Here is an 18,786-nt window from a genome sequence, read left to right as displayed (position 1 = left end):
GCGGACCATTACGGGAGCGGATAGTGGCGGGCTACGACGCCTTCAGCAGGGCGTCGTCCCGCCACTTGAGCACCTTGTCGAAGGACACGACGGTGCCGGCGCCCGGCCGGTCCTGGAAGTGGACATGGTCCACCAGCGCCTCGATGAGGAAGAGTCCGCGCCCGTGCTCGGCCTGCCGCCCGCGCGCGCTCAGCGGGCGGGCCGGGTGACGGAAGCGGTCGCGGGGGAAGCCCGCGCCGGAGTCGGCGACCTCGATACGGCATTGGTCGCCGTCGATCCGGGCGGTGACGCTGTACTCGGTGCCCGATCCGGCGTGCTCCACGGCGTTCGCACACGCCTCCGAGAGGGCCACCGCGAGGTCGAAGGAGATGTCGGGGTCGACGCCGGCCGTCTCCATGGTCCCCATCAGCAGCCGTCTGGCCAGCGGAACGCTCGCAGCCTCGCGCCGCAAATGGAGTGACCACCAGATGCTCATGCTCCAGCCTCCTGGCTGCGGCTCGACATACGGTTACGTATTGCCGCGAAGAGCGTCCGGTAAGCCTGGTGTTGACGTGATACCGCTCATTCGGCGGATGCCATTGCCCGGCGTACGGGTGTAAGAGGTGGCGGGCGCACGCCCCCGCGAGCCGGGCACCCGCCGTATCGGGGCGGGAGCCGCGGTGGGAGGATGGCGGCCGTCATGACTGCCATGCGGGGCTCCGTCCCCTCCGTGCGCGCCGGCGCCGGAATGCGACTGCTGCGGGCCGCGGTGTTCACCGCGGTCTGTGTCGCGCTGGCCGCGGTCGGACACGGCATGGCGTCGGGGCGGCCGGTGCCGGTGTGGGCCCTGGTGGTCGGCTGGCTGTCGGTCTTCGCGGTCGTGGCGCCGCTCGCCGGGCGGGAACGCTCGCTGCCGGGCATCGCCGCCGCCCTCGCCGTCGGACAGCTCGCGCTGCACAGCGTCTTCAATGTCGGGCAGGTCTGCGCGAGCATGACCCCCGCCGCGGGCGCGGGTACGGCTTCGGCTTCGGGTTCCGGTGCGGGGGACGCGGGGCTGCTGGCCGTCGCGGCCCGGCTGGTCTGCGGGCACACCGCCGCCGCGCCGCTCACCCCGGTCAGGGCCCGCTGGATCGTCACGCAGGCCGGGCTCGACCCGTCCGCGATGGGCGCGCCCGTGCACATGCCGGGCATGGACATGAGCGCTTCAGGTACGGGAGGCACGGGCGGTACGGGCGGCGCCGCGCACGCCATGATGGCGCTGCCCTTCTGCTCGCTGCCGATGTTCCTCGGTCACCTGCTCGCCGCCGTGGTGGCGGGCTGGCTGCTGCGGCGCGGCGAAGCGGCGCTGTGGCGGCTGATACGGCTGTCCGTACGGGGCGCCGCCGAACTGGCCGCGCTCTCGCCGGCCGTGCTGCGCCGCGCCCGTACGCTGCTGTCGGCGCTCGCCGCCCAGGCCGCAGGGATCGCGGCCGTACGTCCGAGGCGGCGCCGTACGACGAGCGCGGCACCGGCCAGGCACCGCACGGTGTGGCTGCTGCGGCACGCGCTGGCCAGGCGCGGACCCCCGGTGTTCCTCGCGGCGACCACCGCCTGACGCTCCCGCGCTCGTACCGTCTCCCCTCGTGTGCCGCTCTTCGGCCGCACGGGGTGCCACGGGTACGGCGACGGTGGCGCGCGGGTGCGGGCCGCCGCCCACGCCTCCGCCGACCGCATGCACGTACGCATGCACGCATGCATGCACGTATGCACGCACGGCACTGTGCGTCACCTGTGCGCAGCCGATGCGCCGGACGCCGCCGAATGCCGCGGTCCGCGGGTCCACGCCACGTCACCGTCGTCCCGCTGCCCACGTCCTGTGGACAGCGGAGAAACTGGAGCATCCCCCTGCCATGAGCAGCTCACGTATGCGCGGCCGTGCCGCGACCGTCGCCGCTTTCGCCGGCGCCACCGTCCTCCTGGCCGCCGTCCCCGCCTTCGCCCATGTGACCGTGACGCCGAACGCGGCGGCCAAGGGCAGTTACAGCACGGTCGCCTTCAAGGTGCCCAACGAGGAGGACAGCGCGTCCACCACGAAGCTGGAGGTCAATCTGCCGGCCGACCACCCGGTCGCCTCGGTCTCCATCCAGCCCGTGCCCGGCTGGACCGCACAGATCACCAAGACGAAGCTGGCCAAGCCGCTGACCTCGGACGACGGCACCATCGACGAGGCGGTCACCAAGATCACCTGGAGCGGTGGGAAAATCGCCCCCGGGCAGTTCCAGCAGTTCCCCGTCTCCTTCGGGCCGCTGCCGAGCGACACGGACTCGCTGGTCTTCAAGGCGCTCCAGACGTACGACAACGGTGACATCGTGCGCTGGATCGACGTGCCGCAGGAGGGCCAGCCCGAACCGCAGCACCCGGCGCCGACCCTGAAGCTGACGGCGGCGGCCACCGACAGCGGCGCCTCGGCCTCGCCGTCGGCGAGCGCCGCGGACGCCAAGGCGTCGGGCTCGTCCAACGGTTCACAGACGTCGGCCGCCTCGTCCTCCGACAGCAGCGACGGCACCGCCCGCGCCCTGGGCGTCGCGGGCATCGTCGTCGGCGCCATCGGAATCGGCTACGGCGTCTTCGCCGGGCGCCGCCGGAACCCGTCCGCCTGACCACGGCTCACGGATTTCCCGTACAACCGCCGGGCGGCGCACGCGAGCCGTGCCCGCCCGGCCCCTCCGTCCACTGAAGGGGCATCACCTTCATGCGCACCACCGGCACCACCCCTCGTACGACCCGCGTGACCCTTACGACCGGCAGGACCCGTACCCGTACCGCCGTGCTGTCCGCAGCGGCGCTCGCCGCCGCGGGCGCGCTGCTGCTCACCGGCTGCGGCAGCGACGCCGACTCGTCGGCGAACGCCAATGTGGCGGCCGTGTCCGCCGAGGCACCGCAGAAGCCGGGCACCGTGCTCGACACGCCGTTCGCCAAGCCGGCCCTCGATCTGACCGACAACCAGGGCAAGCCGTACGACCTGGTGAAGGAGACCGCCGGGCACCCGACGCTGCTCTTCTTCGGCTACACGCACTGCCCCGACGTCTGCCCGACCACCATGAGCGACCTGGCGCTGGCCAAGGCCAAGCTGTCCAAGGCCGACCAGGACGCGCTGCGGGTGGTCTTCGTCAGCTCCGACCCGGAGCGCGACACCCCGGCGCGGCTGACCGAGTGGCTCGGCGCGATGGACAAGTCCTTCATCGGGCTGACCGGCAAATTCGCCACCATCCAGGCCGCGGCCCGCTCGGTCGGCGTCGGCATCGACCCGCCGGTCAAGGAGAAGGACGGCAGCATCACCGTCACGCACGGCGCCGAGGTGCTGGCCTTCTGGCCCAAGGACAACAAGGCGCACGTCCTCTACATGTCCGGCACCACGGCGGAGCAGTTCGCCGCCGACCTGCCGAAGATCATCAGGAGCGAGGCGCCGTGAGGCGGCGGCGCGCACTGATCGGCGCGGTCGCCGGTACGGCGGCGGTGGCGCTGGCGACCGGCGCGGGCGTCGCGCTGAGCGACGGCTCCTCCGGCGACGGCCCGGGAAGCGGCCCGGCCGGCGGCGGTACGGGAAAGGTCGCGGTCAGCACCGGCTACATACCGCAACCGCTGCTGACGGACGAGGCCGCCGCGTACGTGACGGTGGTCAACACCGGCGGCGGCGACGCGCAGCTCACCTCGGTGACCACGTCGCTGTCGGCGTCCGCGACCCTGCACACCACGACGGGCACCACCATGCGGCAGGTGACGGCGCTGACCGTGCCCGCGCACGGCAGGCTGACGCTGGGCACCGGCGGCGACCACATGATGCTGGAGCGGCTGACCCACAAGCCGGGCGTCGGTGAGAAGGTCACCCTGCGACTGCACTTCACCCACGCGACGCCCGCCACGGTCACGGTCACCGTGCCCGTACGGCCGACGACGTACCGCCCGGACACGGACACCTCCACCACGGACCCGGACCCGAAGGGCTGACCGCAGCGATGAACGCACGGCTGACACCGTTGATCCCCCGTCGGGCTGCGTCCCCCGGCGGTCCGCGGCGGCTCGCCGCCCTCGCGGCCTGCCTCGGCGCGCTGCTCGCGCTGCTGCTCGGCGTCGCGGCGCCGGCGGACGCGCACGCGGCGCTGATCCGTACCGATCCGGCGGACGGTTCGGTCGTGCAGAGCGCGCCGAGCAGTGTGCTGCTCACCTTCTCCGAGGGCGTCCTGCTGTCCGCGGACTCGCTGCGGGTGCTCGACCCGCAGGGCAAGGACGTGGCGGCGGGCAAGCCGCAGCACGCGGCGAGCGGCAAGGACACCGGCTCGACCGCGACCGTGCCGCTGCGGACCGGCCTCGGCGACGGCACGTACACGGTGGCGTGGAAGGCGATCTCGCAGGATAGCCACCCGGTGGCCGGCGCCTTCACCTTCTCGGTCGGCGCGCCGTCTAAGACCAGCGTCGACCTGTCGGGCGTCTCGGCGGTCGGCGGCGGCGCGGCGGCCACGCTCTACGGCATCGGCCGCTACGTCGCCTACGCCGGTTTCGCGCTGCTGGTGGGCAGTTCGGTGTTCCTGTCGGTGTGCTGGCCGCGCGGCGCGCTGCTGCGGTCCATGCAGCGGCTGGCGGCCGGCGGCTGGGCGGCGCTGGTCGCCGCCACCATCGCGCTGCTGATGCTGCGCGGCCCGTACGCCAACGGCACCGGGCTCGGCGACGCGGTGGACCTCGACGTGATCCGGCAGGTGCTGGAGACCCGGCCGGGCGCGGCGCTGGTCTCCCGGCTGCTGCTGCTCGCGGCGGCGGCCGTCTTCCTCGCCGTGCTCTTCGGCAGCTACGCCAAACGCGAGGATCCGGAGGAACGCGCCGACCTGGCCTGGGGTCTGGGCATCGGCGGCACCGTGGTGGCGATCGGCATCGCCGCCACCTGGGCGATGGCCGAGCACGCCTCGGTCGGCATCCAGCACCAGATCGCCATGCCCGTCGACATCGTCCATCTGCTGTCGATGGCGGTCTGGCTCGGCGGTCTGATCACCCTCCTCACCGCGCTGTACTCGCGTTCCACGGCGGGCACGGTCGAGGCGTACGCCGTACGCCGGTTCTCGCTCATCGCGCTGACCGCCGTCACACTGCTGATCGGCACCGGCACGTATCAGGCGTGGCGTCAGATGGGCAGCTGGGCGGCCTTCTTCGACACGCACTACGGGAAGCTGCTGTTCACCAAGATCTGCCTGGTGTGCGCGCTGGTGGGGGTCGCCTGGTTCTCACGGCGGTGGACGCGGGAGCTGGGGGTCGCGCCGGTGGCGCGGACGGAGGCGGTGGCGGTGGGCTCGTCGGCCGCGTCGGGTTCCGTGGCCGTGAAGGGCTCCTCGGGTACGGCATCCGGCTCGGGTACGGGCACGGGTTCAGGCCCGGGTACGGGCCCGGACGCCGACCCGGCGCGGGCGGCGCAGTTGCGGCGGCAGCAGAACGCGCGGGACACCGCGACCGCGAAGAAGCTGCGCGACGCCGATCCTGCCCGGGGCAGGCTCCGGCGTTCGGTGCTGACCGAAGCCCTCGTCGCGGTCGTCCTGCTGACCATCACCACGATGCTGACCGGCTCGCAGCCGGGCCGCGCCGCCGAGGAACAGAAGGACCTCAAGCCGGCGCCGTCCGCGACGAGTACCGGCGGCGGCACCGGGACCGGCGACACCTCGGCGCCCGCGCGGGTGAGCCTGTCGATCCCGTACGACACCGGCGGTCCGAACGGCAAGGGCACGGCGGGCCTGACCGTCTCCCCCGCCCGCCCGGGCGCCAACGAGATCCAGCTCTTCCTGACCACGCCGTCCGGCGCCCCGGTGGACGCGCCCGAGGTGCACGTCCAGTTCACCCTGCCCGCGCAGAAGATCGGCCCCATCGACGTCACCTTGCAGCATCTGACGAAGGGCCACTGGAGCGCGGCGGGCGTCCAGCTCCCGCTGGCCGGCACCTGGCAGGTGTCCGTCACCGTCCGCACCTCCGACATCGACGAGGTGACGCAGACAAGGAACATGCAGGTCACACAGTGAAATCGACGAAGCGGGTCCACGAGCCGGCGGCGCCGGCCGACCAGGGGCCGGGGATCAGCAGGCGGCGGCTGCTCGGCACCGCCGGGGCCGCGGGCGCGGCCGGGCTGGTCGTCGGCGGCGGCGCGGGGGCGGGCGTGGCGCGGGCGGTCGGGGACGGGCCGACCGCGCTGACCACGGTCGGCTCCGCGCACATCCCCTTCGAGGGCGCGCGGCAGGCCGGCATCGTCGAGCCCGCGCAGGCGCACGGCCACCTGGTCGCCTTCGACCTGGCGCCGGGCACGGACCGCAAGGCGGCCGCCGCGGTGCTGCGCCGCTGGTCGGACGCGGCGCGCACGATGACGCAGCCCGGGAATCCGGAGGTGACCACCCCGGCGGCGTACGACGACCAGGTCGCGTACGACGCGGGACCGTCCTCGCTGACCGTCACCTTCGGTTTCGGCCGCAGCTTCTTCGGCCGTACGGGGCTGACCGCGCACCTCCCCGAGGCGCTGGCACCGCTGCCGGACTTCGCGGGCGACGCGCTCGACCCCAAGCGCAGCAACGGCGATCTGTGGGTGCAGATCGGGGCGGACGACGCGCTGGTGGCCTTTCACGCGCTGCGCGTGATCCAGAAGGCGACCGGCGACGCGGCCCGGGTGCGCTGGCAGATGAACGGCTTCAACCGCGCGCCCGGCGCGACCGCGCACCCGATGACCGGCCGCAATCTGATGGGCCAGATCGACGGCACCAACAATCCGAAGCCGGACGACGCCGATTTCCAGCAACGGATCTTCGTACCGGAGCACGCCGGCGGCGGTGCGGGCTCCTCGGCGTCCCCGGCGTGGATGGCGGGCGGTTCGTACGCGGTCGTCCGGCGGATCCGGATGCTGCTGGACTCCTGGGACCACCTGTCGGTGGCCCGGCAGGAGAAGGTGATCGGGCGCCGCAAGTCGGACGGGGCGCCGCTGTCCGGCGGCACCGAATTCACCCCGGTCGACCTGGACAAGGTCGGCCCGGACGGCGCCCTGGCCATCGCGGGCGACGCGCACATCCGGGTGGCGGCCCCGGCCTCCAACGGCGGCGCGGCCATGCTGCGGCGCGCGTTCTCGTACCACGACGGCATCGGTACGGACGGCGCCCCGGACGCCGGGCTGCTCTTCGTGGCGTGGCAGGCCGACCCGGTGAAGGGCTTCGTGCCCGTGCAGCGCAAGCTCGACGGCGGCGACGGTCTGTCGCGCTTCCTGCGGCACGAGGCGAGCGGCCTGTTCGCGGTGCCGCCCGGCTGCGGACCCGGAGAATACGTGGGTCAGGCGCTGTTGGAAGGCTGATCACCGGATCGTGTGGCGGTATGCCGGGACGATCAGCGGACCGGCGGTCACGCCCCGTGCGGGCCATTAGGCTGAACGTATGTCGCCAGCGAGCCGTTACACCTATCTGGGTCCGGAAGGCACGTTCACCGAGGCAGCGCTGCGGACGCTGCCGGAGGCCGCCACGCGCGAGCTGGTGCCGATGGTGTCGGTGCCCGCAGCGCTGGACGCGGTGCGCCGCGGCGAGGCGGGCGGCGCCCTGGTCCCGATCGAGAACTCGGTCGAGGGCGGCATCACCGCCACCCTGGACGAGCTGGCGTTCGGCGAGCCGCTGATGATCTACCGCGAGGTGCTGCTGCCGATCGCCTTCGCGCTGCTGGTGCGGCCCGGCACCGCGCTGAACGAGGTCAAGACGGTGACCGGGCACCCGGCCGCCCAGGCGCAGGTGCGCGGCTGGCTGTCGGAGCACCTGCCGGACGCGGTGTGGGAGTCGGCCGCGTCCAATGCGGACGGGGCGCGGCTCGTGCAGGAGGGCCGCTTCGACGGCGCCTTCGCGGGCGAGTTCGCGGCGCCGACGTACGGCCTGGAACCGCTGGCCACCGAGATTCACGACGCGCAGAACGCGACGACCCGCTTCGTCCTGGTCGGCCGGCCCGCGCGGCTGGCGGCGCCGACGGGCGCGGACAAGACGTCCGCGGTGTTCTGGCTGCGCGACGACCACCCCGGCGCGCTGCTGGAACTGCTCCAGGAGTTCGCGATCCGCGGGGTCAACCTGATGCGGATCGAGTCCCGGCCGACCGGGCGGGGCCTGGGGCAGTACTGCTTCTCGGTGGACGCCGAGGGCCACCTCACCGACCGCCGCGTCGGCGAGACGCTGATGGGGCTGCGCCGCCGCTGCCTGAACGTCCGCTTCCTCGGTTCGTACCCGCGTGCCGACGAGGTCGCCGCGCGCGTGGGACGGGGCACGACGGACGAGGAGTTCACGGACGCGGCGGACTGGCTGAACCGGGCGCTCGACGGGCGCGCCTGAGCCCTCTTGAGCCGTCAACCTCCTGTCGTCGGGCTGCGCTGTCCACGCCATTGTCCACCGCCGTTGTCCACGGCACGGAAGTTATCCACAGGCATCGGACGCCGCCTGTGGGTAACTGGGGACATGTCGACACAGCAACGCGACCTAGTCGACAAATCTGTACACAGGCACCATCGCCGTCCACAGGGGGACAGGTCACCCCTCGTCACCCCAATTCCGCCGACTAACTCTCCCGAGGGAACATTTCTCACTCGAAAGTGAGTGTGGAACGGGTTTGGACGGGGAATCCATAGCCGAGCACCGGAGCGGGAGAATGATCTCCGTTCTTCTCCACAGATCTTCCCCACACCCTGTGGACAAAGAATCGTAATCCCCAGCGGCCTGTGGATAACTCTGGGGAGAAACCCCTCCGAGCGGCCCCGTCGCAGCACCGCGACGCCCGGGCCGCAGTGATCAACTCCGGTTCTCCACAGGTCGGATGACCCGGGGGAGGGACGGGGCGAATACGGTTGACCCCGGCCGCTTTCTTTCCTTTTCGGAATTTCCTCGCTTTGCCGTCGAAGCGGACATAGCGCACTATAAAGCCCTTAAGTTGTCGCGGCCGATGCCCGCTCCCCGGTAACCTGTCACCGTGATTGACCTTCGCCTGCTCCGTGAGGACCCCGACCGTGTGCGCGCCTCGCAGCGCGCCCGTGGAGAGGACGTCGCGCTCGTCGACTCCCTCCTCTCCGCCGACGAACGGCGCAGGACCTCCAGTACCCGCTTCGACGAACTGCGCGCCGAGCAGAAGCAGCTCGGCAAGCTGATCCCGAAGGCGCAGGGCGAGGAGAAGGCGGAGCTGCTGGCCCGCACGAAGGAGCTGGCCGAGGCGGTCAAGGCCGCCGACGCCGAGCAGCACGACGCGGCCGAGCAGGCCCAGCAGCTGCTGCTCCGGCTCGGCAATCTCGTCCACCCGGACGTGCCGATCGGCGGCGAGGAGGACTTCGTCGTCCTCGAGCAGCACGGCGCCCCGCGCGACTTCGCCGCCGAGGGCTTCACGCCCAAGGACCACCTGGAGCTGGGCGAGCTGCTCGGCGCCATCGACGTCGACCGCGGCGCCAAGGTGTCCGGCTCGCGCTTCTACTACCTGACCGGCGTCGGCGCGCTGCTGGAGCTGGCCCTGGTCAACGCGGCGATCGCGCAGGCCACCGCGGCCGGCTTCACGCCCGTCCTGACCCCGACCCTGGTCAAGCCGTCCGCGATGGCTGGCACCGGCTACCTGGGCCAGGTCGAGGACGACGTCTACTACCTGGAGAAGGACGACCTGTACCTGGTCGGCACCTCCGAGGTGCCGCTCGCCGCGTATCACATGGACGAGATCATCGACGCGGGCAAGCTGCCGCTGCGCTACGCGGGCTTCTCCTCCTGCTACCGGCGCGAGGCGGGCTCGTACGGCAAGGACACCCGCGGCATCATCCGCGTCCACCAGTTCGACAAGGTGGAGATGTTCGTCTACACCACGCCGGAGGACGCGGAGGCCGAGCACCAGCGGCTGCTGGCCTGGGAGAAGCAGTGGCTGTCGGCGCTGGAACTGCCGTTCCAGGTGATCGAGCTGGCCTCGGGCGACCTGGGGTCGTCGGCGTCGCGGAAGTTCGACTGCGAGGCGTGGATCCCGACGCAGGCCAAGTACCGCGAGCTGACCTCGACGTCGAACACCACCGAGTTCCAGTCCCGCCGGCTGTCGATCCGGCTGCGGGACGAGAAGGGCACCCGGCCGCTGGCGACGCTCAACGGGACGCTGTGCGCGGTGCCGCGGACGATCGTGGCGATCCTGGAGAATCACCAGCTCGCGGACGGTTCCGTACGGGTGCCGGAAGTGCTGCGCCCGTATCTCGGCGGCCGTGAGGTGCTGGAGCCCGTCACGACCAGCGCCAAGTGAGCACGGCGGAGCACGCGGGGGCCCCGGAGCCCGGGGCCCCGGCACTGCCGTACAAGCTGATCGCGACCGACCTGGACGGGACGCTGCTGCGCGGCGACGGCACCGTCTCGCGGGTGACCAGGGACGCGCTCGCCGCGGCCGTCGCCGCCGGCGCCGTCCACATCATCGTCACCGGCCGCTCCGTGCCCTGGACCCGGCATGTGCTGGACGACCTCGGCTACCAGGGCCTGGCCGTCTGCGGCCAGGGCGCCCAGCTCTACGACGCCGGCGCGCACCGGCTGCTGACCTCCGTCACCCTCGACCGGCAGCTCGCCGGGCTCGCGCTGGCCAAGATCGAGGCCGAGGTCGGCCCGCTGTTCCTGGCCGCCAGCCGCGACGGCCTGACCGGCGACGTACTGATCGGCGAGGGCTACGCGTACAACCCCGAGCTGCCCGTCATCCACATGACCGACCCGAACGAGCTGTGGGCCGCGCCCCTGAACAAGCTGTACGTGCAGCACCCCGGGCTCGGCGACGACGGGCTCGCGCGGGTCGCCCGCGAGGTGGCCGGCGACCTGGTGGGCGTGACGATGGCGGGCGAGGGCATCGTCGAACTGCTGCCGCTGGGCCTGACCAAGGCGACCGGGCTCTCGCTGGCCGCGCGGCGGCTCGGTGTGACGGCCGCCGACACCATCGCCTTCGGTGACATGCCCAATGACCTGCCGATGTTCGCCTGGGCCGGATACGGCGTCGCGATGGCCAACGCGCACCCGGATCTGCGCCAGGTGGCGGACGAGGTGACGCTGTCCAATGACGAGGACGGCATCGCGGTGGTGCTGGAACGGCTCTACGGGCCGTTCTGAGCCGGCCGTTCCGAACCGGGCCGTTCCGAACCGGAGGTTTGGAGCCGGGGCTCTACTGAACCGGGCCTCTTTGGGCGGCGGCTTCCCGTTCCCGCCCCGGCGGTGTGATCGCGTAGCAGCTCAGGCCGATCAGGACCGCCGAGAAGTGGCCGAGGTCGGTGAAGGTCGCGTCGCCGAGCAGCGGCACACCGAAGAAGAGCAGTACCCCGGCGAGATATCCCCAGCGCCAGGGGCGCGGCACCATATAGGTCAGCACCGCGACGACGCCCGCCAGCCCGTAGCTCACCCCGATGTCCACGGTGTGCGCGAGCGAGCGCGGCAGCCGTTCGTCCCTGATGCCGAACATGACGGCCTTCTCGCTGACCAGCGTCGCCCCGATGTGCGCGGTCGCCACCACGACCAGCCAGCGCCAGGTGCCCAGCCACCGCTCGGCCGGCGCGTGGACCAGCTCGAAGAGCACGAAGTACAGCAGGAGACCCGACGGCGTCTCGATCCACAGGGCGCTGGCGATCAGCACCCGCAGCGGATGGTCGTGCAGGCCCACCAGATTGGTGCTGACATGGTGCAGCAGGTGCGAGCGCACACGCGGTGAGGCATTGGCGACGATGCCGCTGGTGACCGCCAGGATCAGCAGCCATATGTGCGTGCCGGGCGAACGGCGTATCCACCCCGCGGCGAAGCGCCGCGCGTCACCTGGTGTGACGCGGCGGCGCTCGCGGGCGGCAGCGGAGGTCTCGGGAGCCGGGGCCATCGGCTCCAGTCTTCACCGATCGCCGGACGGCGGCGAATCGCCCCCCCCTGGTTCGGCCCCCTGGTTCCGCCCCCGACCTCTTCGTTCCGCCGCCTCGCTCGCCTGCGGGCCGCCTACTCCTCCCCGGCCAGCTTCAGGGTGCGCAGCTTGCGTCCCGCGAACCAGGTGGCGGCGACCGTGACCACCGCGAGCAGCACGATCGCCGTCGGCAGGCCGACGTCGGAGCTGACGATGCCGCCGTGGGCCGTCTTCTGGGCCACCGCGAGCGCCCACTGCTGCACGCTCAGCGTCCTGGCGCCCGGCACCACATTGCCGATGACCGACTCCCACACCAGGGCGTAGACCAGACCGGCGATGACCGCGTGCCGGGTGAGCACGCCGAGCATCAGGAAAATCGCCGCATAGGCGACGGACGCGACGGCGGCGGCGACACCGAAGGCGACCGCGATGTTCTGCCCGTTGCCGTTGAGGATGATCCCGGCGATCAGGGTGGGGACGGCGGAGAAGACGGCGACGACACCTATCGCCACCACGAACTTGGTGAAGACGATCGTCGACCGGCTGACCGGCTTGGCCAGCAGATAGACGATGGCGCCGTCGTCGATCTCCGGGCCGATCGCGCCCGTGCCGGCGATGACGCCGACCAGCGGGACCATGGTGCTGAGCGCGAAGCCCTGCAGCATGTCATTGGCGGTGGAGTCGTCGGCGCCGGTCAGGGCGCGGACCGCGACCGAGATGACCAGCAGGAGCAGCGGCAGTCCGCACAGCAGCAGGGCGCGGCGGCGGCCGAGCAGGGCACGGTAGGTGAGCCGGGCGACCGTGGGGTGGAACAGCCGGGGCGCGGGGCGCGCGGCCGGGCGGCCGTCTCGGTATCCGTTTCCGGGTCCGGCGTGCGGGCCGGGGCCGGGGGTCTGCGGCACGGGAGTGGTGGTGGCGGGCATCTGTGTCGGCTCCTTATGCCGTGACCAGGTAGGAGAAGACGCTCTCCAGGGACTCGTCGGACGGCGAGACGGTGAAGAGCCGGATCCCGTGGTCGCGGGCGATCCGGGGCAGGAATTCGGTGAAGCCCGCGAAGTCGACGGCCTGGATGCGCAGCGCCTTCTCCGACCAGTCCAGCTCGATGCCGGCCGTGGACGCGTGCGCGATCAGCACGGACGCGAGCTGCCGGTCGTCGCTGGACCGTACGAGATAGCGGTGCGGGCGGTCGGTCATCAGTCGGCGGATCTTGCGGAAGTCGCCGGAGGCCGCGTGCCGCCCGGCCACCACGACCTCGATGTGGTGGGCGAGCTGCTCGACCTCCTCCAGGATGTGCGAGGAGAACAGCACGGTCCGCCCTTCGGCGCCCATCCGCCGCAGCAGCTCCATCAGGTGCAGCCGCTGGCGCGGGTCCATGCCGTTGAACGGCTCGTCGAGCAGCAGCACGGACGGCTCGTGGACCAGCGCGGACGCCATCTTGGCGCGCTGCCGCATGCCCTTGCTGTACGTGTCAATCCTGCGGTCCTGCGCGTACTCCATCTCGACGGTGGCCAGCGCCCGCTGGGCGGCGGCGCCGGGGTCCGCGAGACCGTGCAGCTCCGCGTTGGCGATCACGAATTCGCGGGCGGTCAGGAAGTCGTACATCGCCTCGCGTTCGGGGACGATGCCGATCTCCCGGTAGGACTCCTCATTGCGCCAGATGGGTGTCCCGTCCAGGGTGACGGCGCCGGTGGAGGGGGCCAGAAAGCCCGCCATCATATTGATGAGGGTGGACTTCCCGGCGCCGTTGGGGCCGAGCAGACCGGTCACACCGGGGCCGATCGTCATGCTGATGTCGTTGACCGCCACCACATTGCCGAACCAGCGCGAGACGTTGTCGATGCTGATCGTCGTCATGACAGACCCACCTTCCGGTAGCGGCGCATCAGCAGGCCGAAGGTGCCGGCGATGAGGGCGAGGACGGCCAGCAGGTAGACGGTGCCGGCCAGTGCGTCGGGCGGCCCCGACGCGTGCGGGAAGGCGGAGTCAGCGCCGAGGAACCAGGTCTGGAACCCGTCGATCAGGGTGATCGGCGAGAAGACGCCGAGCCAGCCGATCACGTCGTAGTTCTCCTGCGCGGACGCGACGCCCTGAACGCTGGAGACCGCGCCGTAGGTGATGACGAACACCGCGATGATCGCGGCGACCCCGAAGCCGCGGCGCGGGGTGACCGCCGCGATGACGAGCGCGACGCCCGCGAACAGCAGCGAGAGGAGGAGGACGGACACCAGGCCCTTCGCAAACCCGGCGGTCTGGGTGCCGAAGCTGAGCTTCGCCAGCAGCGCGCCGACGTAGAGGATGACGAGCGGCAGCGCGGTCAGCAGGAACAGCGCCGTGCTGAGCGCCGCGTATTTGGCGGCCACGTAGTCGACGCGCTCCATGGGCCGCGAGAAGTACAGCGGGGTGGTCTTGAACCGCAGGTCGCGGGAGACCGACTGGGGTGCCTGCGAGGCGACGAAGAGCGTGATGACGGCCTGCATGATCACCGCGTAGCGGGTGTAGTCGACCGGCAGCTTCGACATGTCCGTGAAGATCGCGACCGCCACCATGATCAGGGCGGGCGCGCACATCGCGCCGAGCAGGATCATCGGCAGCACCTTGGACTTGGCGCTGCGGCCGAGCCCGTACGCGCCGCGCAAGCTCTGGCTGTAGAGGGAGAGGCGGGCGTAGCCGCGGCCGAGGCGCGGGCCGGTGTACTTGCGGTAGCCGATGTTGTGGATGACGTCGGGGGCGGTGCCCGGCGTCGGCATCGTCTCAGGCTGCGTCACGGCCTTCTCCTTCCTTGAGGGTCGGGTCTGTCGGGGCTGTCGCTTCAGCCCTCGGGGCTGTCGCTTCGGCCGTCGGGGCGGTTCCCTCGGTCGTCGGTGCGTCCGGGTCCTCGTAGGTGAGGTCCTCGTCGTCGGTGAACAGCTCCGCGATGCGGTGGCGGCGCTGTTCCATGCGGACCAAGCCGACCCCGAGACCGGCGACCGCGTCCCGGACCGCGTCGTACGTCGCGTCGTCCGCTATGTCGACGTGCAGCAGGTGGCCCTTGGCCTGGACGGTGAGGCCGGCCGCGGTGAGCGCGGCCAGCAGCTCCTGCTCGCGGTCGGTGACCTCGACCGCGAGCGACGCGGTGGCCTGGGTGAAGTCGCTGGTGGAGGAGGCGCGCAGCAGCTTGCCGCCGTCGATGACGACGATGTGGTCGCTGGTGCGCTCCAGCTCGCCGAGCAGGTGCGAGGTGACCAGCACCGAGATGCCGAAGTCGGTGTGGACGCGGCGGATCAGGCCGAGCATCTCGTCGCGGCCGGCCGGGTCGAGGCCGTTGGTCGGCTCGTCGAGCAGCACGAGCCGCGGGTCGTGCACCAGCGCCTGGGCCAGCTTGACCCGCTGCTTCATGCCCGTGGAGTAGCCGCCCATCGGGCGGTACCGCTCCTCGTAGAGCCCGACGTGGCGCAGCGTGTCGGCGGTGCGCTCGCGGGCCGCGGCGGGCGGCAGCCCCGACATCCGGGCCATGTGGACGACGAATTCGGTGGCCGACACGTCGGGCGGCAGGCAGTCGTGCTCGGGCATGTAGCCGACGAGGCCACGGATCTCGGCGCCGTGGGCGGCCACGTCGAGTCCGAGCACGGCGGCACGACCCTCGGTCGCCGGGGCGAGCCCCAGCAGGATCTTGATCAGGGTCGATTTCCCGGCGCCGTTGGCACCCACCAGCCCGGTCACACCGGGGGTGATGTCCACGGTCAGCCGGTCAAGAGCGGTCACCCTCGGGTACCGCTTGCTCAGGCTTTCGGTAGCGATCACAGTCACGTGTTCGACCGTAGTGGCGCGCGCCACATCTGGGCGTCCGCCGCGAGTGCCGGTTCCGTGTACTCCTGCGGTCTGACCACCCGTAGGGGTCGGGGGGCTTGTGGGGGGGTGCGCCTGTCAGGGACGCCGGTCGGGGTGCCGGCCGGAGGCGCTTGTCGGGGGCTTGTCGGGGGCGCTTGTCGGGGCTACCGCGAGTTATCCACAGGGGGCGCCGGGGCTCTTGACCCTGCCACGGCGCGATGTCACATTGATTGCTGTCAGCTTTGAACGGGACGGGCGAGGTCTGGGGGTGGGCGGGATGAGCGGTGCGGTCGAACAGCGGGAGGGGCTCGGCGGGATCGGCGGGTCGGACGGCATCGACAGGTTCGACGGTCTCGACGGCTTCCGCGAGGTGCAGCGCCTCGCGTACGCGTGCGCCGAGGCGGTCGCGGCGCAGCTGCGGCCGGGGACGACCGAGCGGGAGGCGGCCCGCGCGATGCGCGTGTGGGCGCGGGAGCACGGCGTACGCGACTGGTTCCACCTGCCCTTCGCCTGGTTCGGCGACCGTACGGCCTTCACCGGCTTCAAGGTCCCGCTCCAGTTCTTCCCGACCGGGCGGCGGCTGGAGCCCGGCATGCCGTTCATCCTCGATCTGGCCCCGGTGTACGGCGGCTGCACCGCCGACATCGGCTACTCGGGGTCGCTCGGCCCCAACCCGCTCCAGGAACGGCTGATGGCCGACCTGCGCGAGCACCGCGAGCTGATCCTGCGCGAGGTGCGCGAACGCCGGCCGCTGCGCACCATCTACGAGGACGTCGACCGGCTGATGGTCCGGCAGGGGTACGCCAATCGGCACCGCGCGTATCCCTTCGGCGTGATCGCCCACAAGGTCGACCGGGTCACCGAGCGCCGCTGGTCGCCGCGGATCGCCGGCTTCGGCGCCCAGAGCCTGAAGGGCCTGGCCTCGGACGCGCTGCACGGCCACCGCGACGGCTGGTCGCCGCTGTGGAGTCCGTACCGCATGTCCGACCATCCGCCATACCCCGGTCTGTGGGCCGTCGAGCCGCATGTGGGATTTCGCGGCACCGGGGCGAAGTTCGAGGAGATCCTCGTGGTCACGGAGACCGACGCCTACTGGCTGGACGACGACCTGCCGCACGTCAGGCGCTGGCACGAGACGGACGCGGACCGGACGAGGACGGCATCGATGACGGGTGCGGGTCCGGGTGCGAGTACGGGCCCGGGTGCGGCGGCGGGTGCGAGTACGGGTACGGCCGCGGGGTCGGCGACAGGTTCGGACACGGGAGCGGCGGCATGACACGGGACGAGCAGGCGGAGGGCCGGCCGCGGGAGCGGTTCGTGACCGGCGGCGGGGGCGTACGGCTGTGCGTCGCCGAGTACGGGGACGCGGCGCTGCCCACGGTGGTGCTGGTGCACGGCTACCCCGACAGCAAGGAAGTCTGGTCCGAGGTCGCGGACCGGCTCGCCGACCGCTTCCATGTGGTGCTCTACGACGTCCGCGGACACGGCAGGTCCGGCGCCCCGGCCCGGCTCAGGGGCGGCTTCACCCTGGAGAAGCTCACCGAGGACTTCCTGGCGGTCGCCGACGCGGTCAGCCCGGACCACCCGGTGCATCTGGTCGGCCACGACTGGGGTTCCGTGCAGGGCTGGGAATTCGCCACCGTCCGCGACACCGAGGGCCGGATCTCCTCCTTCACCTCGATCTCCGGCCCGTCACTCGACCACTTCGGCCACTGGATCAAGCGCCGCGTACGCCGCCCCACCCCGCGCCGGGTCGTCCAGGTCGTCGGCCAGGGCGCCAAGTCCTGGTACGTGTACGCGCTGCACACCCCCGTCCTGCCGGAACTGGCCTGGCGCGGCGTGCTCGGCAAGCAGTGGCCCAAGCTGCTGGCCCGCGCCGAGAAGCTGCCCACCGACAGCTATCCGACCGCCTCGCTGCCCGAGGACGCCGCGCACGGCGCCTGGCTGTACCGCGACAACGTCCGCCGCAGGCTGGGCAGTCCGCGCCCCGACGCCTACGCGCACGTACCGGTGCAGCTCATCACGCCCACCGGCGACGCCTTCCTGTCCGAGCGGCTCTACGACGACCTGGACCGGTGGGTGCCCCGACTGACGCGGCGGACCGTCGCCGCCAAGCACTGGGTGCCGCGCTCGCGTCCTGAACAACTGGCGCGCTGGATCGGCGACTTCGTCACCTCGCACGAGTACGGCGACCCGGCCTCGGCCTCTGTGGTCTCGGCGGAGTCCACGGCCGCGACCGTCCTGGGCGCCTCGGGCGCCGCCGCCAAGGAGCGGTTCGGCGGCCAGCTGGTGCTGGTCACCGGTGCGGCCAGCGGCATCGGCCGGGCCACCGTCTTCGCTTTCGCCGAGGCAGGCACCCGGGTGATCGCGGTGGACCGGGACGGCGAAGGCGCCGCCAGGACAGCGGAGTTGGCGCGCCTCAGCGGCGCGCCCGACGCCTGGCCCGAGACCGTCGACGTGTCGGACGCCGAGGCGATGGAGAAGCTCGCCGCGCGCACCGCCGACCTCTACGGGGTGCCCGACGTCGTGGTCAACAACGCCGGGATCGGCCTTGCGGGCTCCTTCCTCGACACCACGCCCGAGGACTGGAAGCAGGTCCTCGACGTCAACCTGTGGGGTGTCATCCACGGCTGCCGGCTGTTCGGGAAACTGATGGTCGAGCGCGGGCAGGGCGGTCACATCGTCAACACCGCCTCGGCCGCGGCCTTCCAGCCGTCCCGCGCGCTGCCCGCGTACAGCACCTCCAAGGCGGCCGTGCTGATGCTCAGCGAGTGCCTGCGGGCCGAACTGGCGCCGCACGGCATCGGGGTGAGCGCGATCTGCCCCGGCCTGGTCAACACGCCCATCACCCGCAGCGCGCGGTTCGCCGGGGTCGGCGAGGAGGAGCAGGAAAAGCGGCGTGCGCGGTCCGCGCGGCTGTACGGGCTGCGCAATTACCCGCCGGAGAAGGTCGCCCGCGCGATTCTGCGCGCCGTGCGCCGCGACACCGCGGTGGTGCCGGTCACGCCCGAGGCCCGCGGGGCGCGGCTGCTGTCCCGGCTCTCCCCCAAGGCGCTGCGCGGCCTGTCCCGTATCGACCCGCCGGTCTAGCCCGCCCTTTCCCCGTCGTTCACAACGACC

Annotated in this window: 17 protein-coding genes; 11 read left to right on the top strand and 6 right to left on the bottom strand. The window is 72.0% G+C overall.

Annotation, left to right across the window (positions count from 1 at the left end; translation table 11 throughout):
• Positions 1 to 31 precede the first annotated feature (31 nt).
• Positions 32 to 475 carry an ATP-binding protein gene (locus tag BM076_RS04600; protein WP_093712025.1) on the bottom strand — a complete coding sequence of 148 codons (444 nt, stop codon included), beginning with the start codon at positions 473 to 475 and terminating at the stop codon, positions 32 to 34.
• A 204-nt stretch (positions 476 to 679) separates the two neighbouring features.
• Between BM076_RS04600 and BM076_RS04595 the strand changes: the two genes are divergently transcribed.
• From BM076_RS04595 to BM076_RS04555, 9 genes are all read left to right on the top strand, one after another.
• Positions 680 to 1,573, top strand: a complete 894-nt coding sequence (locus BM076_RS04595) for a hypothetical protein (protein WP_093712242.1) — start codon at positions 680 to 682, stop codon at positions 1,571 to 1,573.
• Positions 1,574 to 1,868: 295 nt separating this feature from the next.
• On the top strand, positions 1,869 to 2,618 hold the full coding sequence (locus BM076_RS04590; protein WP_093712024.1) for a YcnI family copper-binding membrane protein: 750 nt from the start codon (positions 1,869 to 1,871) through the stop codon (positions 2,616 to 2,618).
• A gap of 92 nt (positions 2,619 to 2,710) precedes the next feature.
• The gene (locus BM076_RS04585; protein ID WP_093712023.1) at positions 2,711 to 3,430 is read left to right on the top strand and encodes an SCO family protein; all 720 of its coding nucleotides are present in this window, start codon (positions 2,711 to 2,713) and stop codon (positions 3,428 to 3,430) included.
• Positions 3,427 to 3,966 (top strand): copper chaperone PCu(A)C, encoded by a 540-nt coding sequence (locus tag BM076_RS04580; RefSeq protein ID WP_093712022.1) that lies wholly within the window; start codon positions 3,427 to 3,429, stop codon positions 3,964 to 3,966. The genes BM076_RS04585 and BM076_RS04580 overlap by 4 nt, the downstream gene beginning before the upstream one ends.
• Before the next feature lie 8 nt (positions 3,967 to 3,974).
• Positions 3,975 to 6,014, top strand: coding sequence for a FixH family protein (locus tag BM076_RS04575; protein ID WP_093712021.1), 2,040 nt, complete (start codon positions 3,975 to 3,977; stop codon positions 6,012 to 6,014).
• The gene (gene efeB / locus BM076_RS04570; RefSeq protein ID WP_245795715.1) at positions 6,011 to 7,321 is read left to right on the top strand and encodes an iron uptake transporter deferrochelatase/peroxidase subunit; all 1,311 of its coding nucleotides are present in this window, start codon (positions 6,011 to 6,013) and stop codon (positions 7,319 to 7,321) included. The genes BM076_RS04575 and efeB overlap by 4 nt, the downstream gene beginning before the upstream one ends.
• A 79-nt stretch (positions 7,322 to 7,400) precedes the next feature.
• The gene (gene pheA, locus BM076_RS04565) at positions 7,401 to 8,330 is read left to right on the top strand and encodes a prephenate dehydratase (protein ID WP_093712020.1); all 930 of its coding nucleotides are present in this window, start codon (positions 7,401 to 7,403) and stop codon (positions 8,328 to 8,330) included.
• A gap of 631 nt (positions 8,331 to 8,961) precedes the next feature.
• Positions 8,962 to 10,248, top strand: coding sequence for a serine--tRNA ligase (gene serS / locus BM076_RS04560; RefSeq protein WP_093712019.1), 1,287 nt, complete (start codon positions 8,962 to 8,964; stop codon positions 10,246 to 10,248).
• A complete protein-coding gene (locus tag BM076_RS04555) occupies positions 10,245 to 11,090 on the top strand; it encodes an HAD family hydrolase (protein ID WP_093712018.1) in 846 nt (281 codons plus the stop codon). Before serS ends, BM076_RS04555 begins: the two co-directional genes overlap by 4 nt.
• Before the next feature lie 52 nt (positions 11,091 to 11,142).
• Here BM076_RS04555 and BM076_RS04550 read toward each other — a convergent pair whose 3' ends face one another.
• The 5 genes from BM076_RS04550 to BM076_RS04530 all read right to left on the bottom strand — a co-directional run bounded on the left by BM076_RS04550 (position 11,143) and on the right by BM076_RS04530 (position 15,639).
• Positions 11,143 to 11,841 carry a rhomboid-like protein gene (locus tag BM076_RS04550; protein ID WP_245795714.1) on the bottom strand — a complete coding sequence of 233 codons (699 nt, stop codon included), beginning with the start codon at positions 11,839 to 11,841 and terminating at the stop codon, positions 11,143 to 11,145.
• Between the two features lie 113 nt (positions 11,842 to 11,954).
• Entirely contained in the window at positions 11,955 to 12,674 is a 720-nt protein-coding gene (locus BM076_RS04545) for an ABC transporter permease subunit (protein WP_177246341.1), read from the bottom strand.
• A gap of 121 nt (positions 12,675 to 12,795) precedes the next feature.
• Positions 12,796 to 13,713 carry an ABC transporter ATP-binding protein gene (locus BM076_RS04540; RefSeq protein ID WP_093712016.1) on the bottom strand — a complete coding sequence of 306 codons (918 nt, stop codon included), beginning with the start codon at positions 13,711 to 13,713 and terminating at the stop codon, positions 12,796 to 12,798.
• Positions 13,710 to 14,606: an ABC-2 transporter permease gene (locus BM076_RS04535; protein WP_093712239.1), complete on the bottom strand. Its 897-nt coding sequence runs from the start codon at positions 14,604 to 14,606 to the stop codon at positions 13,710 to 13,712. The genes BM076_RS04540 and BM076_RS04535 overlap by 4 nt, the downstream gene beginning before the upstream one ends.
• Positions 14,607 to 14,610: 4 nt before the next feature.
• Positions 14,611 to 15,639, bottom strand: a complete 1,029-nt coding sequence (locus BM076_RS04530; protein WP_177246340.1) for an ABC transporter ATP-binding protein — start codon at positions 15,637 to 15,639, stop codon at positions 14,611 to 14,613.
• Between the two features lie 304 nt (positions 15,640 to 15,943).
• Here BM076_RS04530 and BM076_RS04525 point away from each other — a divergent pair, with 304 nt between their 5' ends.
• A complete protein-coding gene (locus tag BM076_RS04525) occupies positions 15,944 to 16,942 on the top strand; it encodes a M24 family metallopeptidase (RefSeq protein WP_093712014.1) in 999 nt (332 codons plus the stop codon).
• Entirely contained in the window at positions 16,939 to 18,756 is a 1,818-nt protein-coding gene (locus BM076_RS04520) for an SDR family oxidoreductase (protein ID WP_093712013.1), read from the top strand. Before BM076_RS04525 ends, BM076_RS04520 begins: the two co-directional genes overlap by 4 nt.
• Positions 18,757 to 18,786: the final 30 nt, after the last annotated feature.

Origin of the sequence: Actinacidiphila alni (assembly GCF_900112845.1) — a bacterium.
Taxonomy (GTDB): Bacteria; Actinomycetota; Actinomycetes; order Streptomycetales; family Streptomycetaceae; genus Actinacidiphila; species Actinacidiphila alni.
Note: the sequence above shows the minus strand (reverse complement) of the source record. Positions and strands in the feature narration are given on the sequence as shown.

What these genes read in the sequence shown, in the direction of transcription:
- BM076_RS04585 (WP_093712023.1), top strand. Translation starts at nt 2,711, where the DNA reads ATGCGCACCACCGGCACCACCCCTCGTACGACCCGCGTGACCCTTACG.
- BM076_RS04520 (WP_093712013.1), top strand. Translation starts at nt 16,939, where the DNA reads ATGACACGGGACGAGCAGGCGGAGGGCCGGCCGCGGGAGCGGTTCGTG.
- BM076_RS04595 (WP_093712242.1), top strand. Translation starts at nt 680, where the DNA reads ATGACTGCCATGCGGGGCTCCGTCCCCTCCGTGCGCGCCGGCGCCGGA.
- pheA (WP_093712020.1), top strand. Translation starts at nt 7,401, where the DNA reads ATGTCGCCAGCGAGCCGTTACACCTATCTGGGTCCGGAAGGCACGTTC.
- BM076_RS04600 (WP_093712025.1), bottom strand. Translation starts at nt 475, where the DNA reads ATGAGCATCTGGTGGTCACTCCATTTGCGGCGCGAGGCTGCGAGCGTT.
- BM076_RS04590 (WP_093712024.1), top strand. Translation starts at nt 1,869, where the DNA reads ATGAGCAGCTCACGTATGCGCGGCCGTGCCGCGACCGTCGCCGCTTTC.
- BM076_RS04550 (WP_245795714.1), bottom strand. Translation starts at nt 11,841, where the DNA reads ATGGCCCCGGCTCCCGAGACCTCCGCTGCCGCCCGCGAGCGCCGCCGC.
- BM076_RS04575 (WP_093712021.1), top strand. Translation starts at nt 3,975, where the DNA reads ATGAACGCACGGCTGACACCGTTGATCCCCCGTCGGGCTGCGTCCCCC.
- BM076_RS04540 (WP_093712016.1), bottom strand. Translation starts at nt 13,713, where the DNA reads ATGACGACGATCAGCATCGACAACGTCTCGCGCTGGTTCGGCAATGTG.
- BM076_RS04525 (WP_093712014.1), top strand. Translation starts at nt 15,944, where the DNA reads ATGAGCGGTGCGGTCGAACAGCGGGAGGGGCTCGGCGGGATCGGCGGG.
- BM076_RS04535 (WP_093712239.1), bottom strand. Translation starts at nt 14,606, where the DNA reads ATGCCGACGCCGGGCACCGCCCCCGACGTCATCCACAACATCGGCTAC.